Source organism: Verrucomicrobiia bacterium (assembly GCA_035765895.1).
In the GTDB taxonomy this organism is placed as follows: domain Bacteria; phylum Verrucomicrobiota; class Verrucomicrobiia; order Limisphaerales; family DSYF01; genus DSYF01.
The window spans coordinates 35,149-41,384 of sequence record DASTWL010000024.1; the positions used below are offsets into that span (position 1 = coordinate 35,149).

Genomic DNA, 6,236 nt, shown 5'->3' on the forward strand with positions numbered 1-6,236 from the left:
GCCAACCGGACAGTGTGCGCCGCCATGAAACCCAAACGCACGGCATCCGGCGCCCGGTTCGCCACGGTTCTGCTGGCGGCAGGTCTGGCCGGGCACGCGGCTGAAGAAATTGTCCCGCCCGTGGCGTTGCCGGCGGGCGAAACGCGGTTGGCGGAAATCGGCACGTATCGGGTGGGCTGGCAATCGTATGGCGGCCCAACGAATTGGCTGCCGTTGTCCTGGGCGGGACATTTTGACGATGCGACCGGCGTCGCCTGCGAGCCGGCGGGCACGGTGCTGGGCCGGGACGCGTGGTTCCTGCATTCGCCCTGGCGCGTTCCACCGGGCCGGACGTGGGTGGATTACCCGCTCCAACTGCCCGCGCAAAAACCCATCCAGCTCCGCTTCGGCACCGCCATGGGCCCTGACGCCGTTCAGCCGGGCAAAAGCGATGGCGTGACGTTCTCCTGCGCCGTGCTGGCGGACGGCCAGAAGCGGGAGCTGCTGCGCCAGCACCAAACGACAGCCGCTTGGCGCGACTACGCCTTCGACCTTTCCGCTTACGCTGGACGGACGGTGACGCTCCGTTTGCAAGTCGAGCCGGGCCCCAAAAACAATCCGTCCTTCGACTTTTCCTATTTCGGCGACGCAACCCTGCGCGTGGGCAACCACGAGGCGGATTCGACCACGCATTTTCGCGCCTTCCTGCAAACGCCCGCTTATCGCGCGACCAAGAATGTCAGCCGCCTGGCGCTGCGGAACGTCTCCGATCAGGGCGTCACCCCGTCCAATCTTTTGCCGTGCACGAATTCGCTCGTCCACTCCGGCAACCGGTGGGAGTTCACCTACGCGGCCGCCGACACGCACCTCACTTACCGCTACGTTCCCGAGACGGGAACGCTCGATGATTTTACGGCAATCGTGGAGCAGCGATCCGCCTTCCAGCCGGCACGCGGCGGCGGTGTCAGCGTGACGGTGACCAGCAATCAAACCTCCCGCCTGGTGGCATTACGCGGCGGCCACGCGCTTCACACGACGGCCAAAGACAATCAGCTCACCGTTCGCTGGCAATACGAGTTCGCCGGCAAACCGCTGATCGTGACCTGGACGTTCGACATCCAAGGCAAGGCCCTCGTCGTTTCCGCCCAGTGCGATGAGCCGGTCCTCAGCCAGATGTCGCTGGGAGCCATCGGGCCGGTGCCGTTCCGACGGAGCTTTCCGGTGCCGTATCTGGACGGCCTGCCTTCCTTTCTTCCGGCGCAGGGCGCGTTTGTGTTCCGCCAGCTTGATTGGACCGTCTCCCACGCGTCACGAAGCCCACAGGGCATCGCCACCTACGACACCAAAACCGACGGCACGCGCAATCCATTGTTTGAGCGCGGCTACATCGCCGTATCGCCGGACCTCGACGAAGTGCTGCCCAACCTGCCGAACCCGCCTTCGCCGTATCGGGCGACGCTGGCACCGCGCGTGATGCTGGACATTTGGGGGCATGACCACGGCATGTTCGCCGGTGACGCCGCCAAGCTCCGCGAACTCAAGGACAATGGCGTCGATCATCTCGCCATCATCCAGCACGACTGGCAGCACTTCGGTTACGACGTCAAGCTGCCCGATCACATGCCGGCCAATGAACGATACGGCGGCGATGCCGGCCTGCGCCAGTTTGGCCAGACGGCCAACGATTGTGGCTACCTCTGGGCGCTGCACGAAAACTACATCGACCTTTATCCTGACGCGCCTTCCTACGATCCCGCGGCCCGCGTGTTGCGGGCGGATGGAACGCCTTCACTGGCGTGGTTCAACTCCGGCACCGGCGTGCAGAGCTTCGGCCTCAAGTGCAATCGTGCGCTCGACTTCGCCCGCCAGAACTCGCCCGCCGCACACGCACATTACGGCACCACCGCCGCGTATCTCGACGTTCACACCTGCGTGCCGCCGTGGCACGAACTCGACCACGACGCCTCGCAACCGATGGCCGCCATGGCGTTGCTCAAGGTTCAGCGCGACACGGCGCTGTTTCAGTTCGAACGTGACACCCACGGCGGGCCGCTGTTCGGCGAGGGTGCGAATCATTTTTATTGGGCGGGCCGTTGCGATGGCGTCGAAGCCCAGGTGCACGGCGGCGAGGATCATGCGCCCCTGCTCGATTTCGACCTGCTGAAAATTCATCCGCAGATGGTGAATCACGGGATGGGCTATCTGGAACGCTGGTTCCGGCGTGGTTACGACGCGCAATTTGGCTTCGACGCCGGGAGCGTGGAACAGTTCGACAAATACCGCGCCATGGAGCTGGCCTACGGTCATGCGGGCTTTCTCGGCAACCGGCTCGTGCACACCGTCCAGGCGGTGGCCCGCGAACATCACCTGATGCATCCGGTGCAACGGCTCTACGGCACCTCAGCGCCGGTCGAAATCAGCTACGAAGTGGACGGACAATTCGTCACAGCCAGTGCGGCGCTGATTGCGGGCGACACTTCCCGGCAACGCATCCGCTACGCCAACGGGCTCACACTCTGGGTCAACTGGCGCGCCGAACCCTGGTCATTGCATCCTCCGGCGGGCCCGCCAACCCGTTCCGCCCAATCTTATTTGCTGCCTCAATGGGGCTTTCTCGCCCTGGGTCCGGACACGGAGGTTTACACGGGTCTGCACGCCGGCCGGGTGGCCGATTTCGCGAGCTGCCCGGAATACATTTTTGCCGATGCGCGCACGCGGTTCGACCAGCCTTATTTGCCCGCCGTGGCGGACATCGAGCCCAGGCTGAGTTCGTTCCGCTACCTGGGTGGCAACCGCATCGAGGTCACCTACGTCTGGCACGTGAACGCGGCGCCCGGCGGCGATTATCACTGCTTTGTCCACGCGCTGAACGCAGCGCAAACCAAGGGCGAGCACATCGTCTTTCAAGGCGACCACACCCTGCCGCGCCCGACAAGCCAGTGGCACAAGGGCGACGTGATTACGGACGGCCCGCACGTGCTCGACGTGAGCGCGGCATTTGATCGTTACGACCTGACCATCGGGCTTTACCGCGACGAGCGGTTGCGGTTGAAAGGCGCGCCGGCTCCCGGCAACCGGGTGTTGCTGGGGGAATTGAACGTCGCCCGGCAGAACGGCACCATCACCAACATCACTTTCCAAGCCGCCACACCCGGAACGCCGCCGGAAAGCGCGGTCACTCCGGCAGATTTTACGGCCCACACGAATCCGGATGGCACGTGGATCGATTTTGGTCTGCTGGCCACCGATGGCGCGGTGAAAATCAATCGCGCGCCGGGGCAACTGGTGATTTTTCCGTATCCGCGCGACAAGGCCTTCCACGTTAACCTGGAACTGAAGCAACTGCTGCCAGGCGGCCGGGCGTCAGCGATTGAGATTCACGCGCTCGCCGCCAAAACACAGGCAGACCTTGGCACCGTGCCCTTCACCGTTGATGACGGAAAACTGCGCCTGACGCTGGGCCAGTCCGGTGCTGGACGCTACACGGTGACGTGGAAATAATCCGGGCGCAAAACCTCAACTGAAGAAGTAACCCAGTTCGCGCAGCGAACAGTAATCCTTCGGCCGTTCCTGTGTCGCGCGGCCGAGGATGACGTGATCCAGCAGTTCAATTTTCAGCAACTGTCCCGCGCGAATGAGATCGCGCGTCACCTTGATGTCCGCCTCGCTCGGCGTCGGGTCGCCGCTGGGATGATTGTGCGCCAGCACGATCGCCGACGCATTGGCCGCGATGGCCGCACGGAACACATCGCGCGCGTGGACCAGAATGGTGTCCAGCGTGCCCTGGGAAATGCGCTCCACCTTGAGGAGCCGCCGCCGGGTGTTGAGCAGGACGACGAGGAATTGTTCCGCTGGCAAATGCCGCACCTCCTCGCGCAGCACGTCGGCAATGCGCTCTGGCGTGTCAAGCAATGGCGCCTCGCTGCGCAGTTCCGCCGCCATGCGTCTGGCCAATGCGAACGCCGCCATCAGCGTCACCGCCTTGTCGCGGCCGATGCCCTTGATGCCGCGCAAATCCTCGAGCGACGCGCCCGCCAGCGCGTTCAGCGAGCCGAACTTCCCGAGCAACTGCCGGCCCACCTCGACCACGTTGGTGCCCTTGAGTCCCGTGCGCAGCAGGATCGCAATCAATTCCGCATGGCTCAATGCGTCCGCACCCCGCTCCGCGAGCCGTTCGCGCGGGCGCTCGGACGCCGGCTGGTCCTTGAGACGCAGGTGGGTGGACATGCGCATTGGTTAACCACGACAGCGGCGAAAGACACGTCCAAATTTCCCCCGCCGCAACCTCACTTTTTCCGTGAACTGCAGCCAGATCGCCGCTTAACTCGGCGCCATCATCCATCGCATCATGAAACGTCGCGACTTTCTGAAACGCACTGCCCTTAGCACCGGCCTCGCGGGGCTCACCGCCGGCCTGCCCGCCCTCGCGGCCGAAACCGATGCTGCCCCGGTCCGCGAATTTTACGAGCTGCGTCGTTACCAGTTTCGCCGCGGACCGATGGTGAAACGCTTTGAAGATTATTGGGCACACGCGGCGTTGCCGGCGCTGGGCCGGCTGGGCATCGGACCGGTGGGCGTGTTCAGTCCCGCGAGCGGACCCGACACGCCGGCGGCGTATGTGCTGCTGCCGTTTCGTTCCCTCACCGACTTCACCACCTTGGAGGAACGGCTGGCAGCCGACAGCGAACATCAACAGCGCGGCGCGGAATTTCTCCGGGCCGCCGCCACCGATCCCTCCTACGTGCGCTACGAAAGCTCGCTGCTGCACGCGTTCGCTGGCGTGCCCCGGCTGGAAGTGCCGGCGCAGAAAACCGCCGGCCAATCGCGCCTGTTCGAGTTACGCACCTACGAGAGCCACAGCAAGGCCGCGAACCTGAAGAAGATCGAGATGTTCAACGAAGGCGAGCTGGCCATCTTCCGCCGGGCGGGGCTGGCACCGGTGTTCTTTGGCGAAACCCTGACCGGCCCGAAGCTGCCCAACCTGACCTACCTGATTGTGTTCGATGACATGGCGGCGCACGACCAGTGCTGGGGCACGTTCGGCCGCGACCCCGCGTGGAAAAAGCTCAGCACCACACCCGGTTACACCGACGCGGAAATCGTCTGCAACATCAGCAACATCTTCCTGCGGCCGCTCGCGTGCTCGCAGATTTGACGATGGCATTTTTTTTGCGCCCCGCGAAGCCTTGAGTTGCGACATCGCCCAAGGCCGACTAGAGTGGGCTTGTTACGACCACCCAAGCCCTGGTTTTCCCTGCGTTTGGCGAATCTCACTGTATTTTGATTGAAACTATGATTGCTCAGGCCAATCCAGCCGCCGCCGCGGACAGCACACCCGCCAACCAGGGGTGGAAACACATTGTTGCCCGCTACCAGAAGCCCTCCGTCGGCCGCGCCACCTGGCAGATGCTCAACACCATCGTTCCCTATCTGGGCCTCTGGTGTCTCATGTGGCTGAGCCTGCGGGTGTCCTGGTGGCTGACCATTCCGCTGGCGGTGCTCGCGGGCGGATTTCTCGTGCGCACATTCATCATTTTCCACGATTGCGGGCACGGCTCCTTTTTCAAATCGCAGACCGCCAACCACATCCTCGGCGCCATCACCGGCGTGCTGACCTTTACGCCCTACTACCACTGGCGCTGGGAACACGCCATCCACCATTCCAGTGCGGGCGACCTCGACCGCCGCGGCACCGGGGACGTCTGGACGTTGACCGTGCAAGAATATCTCGAAGCCTCGCGCTGGAAACGCTTCGCCTACCGGCTGGCGCGGAACCCGGTGGTGCTGTTCGTCCTCGCGCCGCTTGGGCTGTTCCTCGTCAAACAACGCGTGCCCTCGCTCAAGGCCCCCACGCGCGAACGCTATTCCGTCTATTGGACCAATCTCGGGCTCGGCGCCGTCGCGGCCGGACTCATCTGGCTGTTCGGCCTCAAGGCCTACATCATCCTGCAACTGACCGTGCTGCTCGTGGCCGGCTCCACCGGCGTGTGGCTCTTCTACGTGCAACACCAGTTCGAAGGCGTCTATTGGGAGCGCGGCGAGAATTGGGACTACGCGCAGGCCGCCTTGCAGGGCAGCTCCTTCTACAAGCTGCCCAAGGTGCTGCAATGGTTCTCCGGCAACATCGGCTACCACCACATCCATCACCTCAGCCCGCGCATTCCCAATTACCACCTGGAAAAATGCCATCAGGCCGAGCCGCTGTTCCAGACCGTGAAGCCCGTCACGTTCTTCGCCAGCTTCAAATCCTTCACCTT

The 6,236-nt window shown here is 63.7% G+C and carries 4 protein-coding genes; 3 read left to right on the forward strand and 1 reads right to left on the reverse strand.

The window, feature by feature from the left end:
* Window positions 1–24 precede the first annotated feature (24 nt).
* Entirely contained in the window at window positions 25–3,480 is a 3,456-nt protein-coding gene (locus VFV96_05540; protein ID HEU5069864.1) for a DUF5696 domain-containing protein, read from the forward strand.
* Between the two features lie 15 nt (window positions 3,481–3,495).
* Here VFV96_05540 and radC read toward each other — a convergent pair whose 3' ends face one another.
* Complete coding sequence (gene radC / locus VFV96_05545) at window positions 3,496–4,206, reverse strand: DNA repair protein RadC (protein ID HEU5069865.1); 711 nt, start codon at window positions 4,204–4,206, stop codon at window positions 3,496–3,498.
* A gap of 121 nt (window positions 4,207–4,327) precedes the next feature.
* Between radC and VFV96_05550 the strand changes: the two genes are divergently transcribed.
* A complete protein-coding gene (locus VFV96_05550; GenBank protein ID HEU5069866.1) occupies window positions 4,328–5,134 on the forward strand; it encodes an NIPSNAP family protein in 807 nt (268 codons plus the stop codon).
* 137 nt (window positions 5,135–5,271) lie between these two features.
* The coding region (locus VFV96_05555; GenBank protein HEU5069867.1) for a fatty acid desaturase at window positions 5,272–6,236 on the forward strand (965 nt) is incomplete at its 3' end.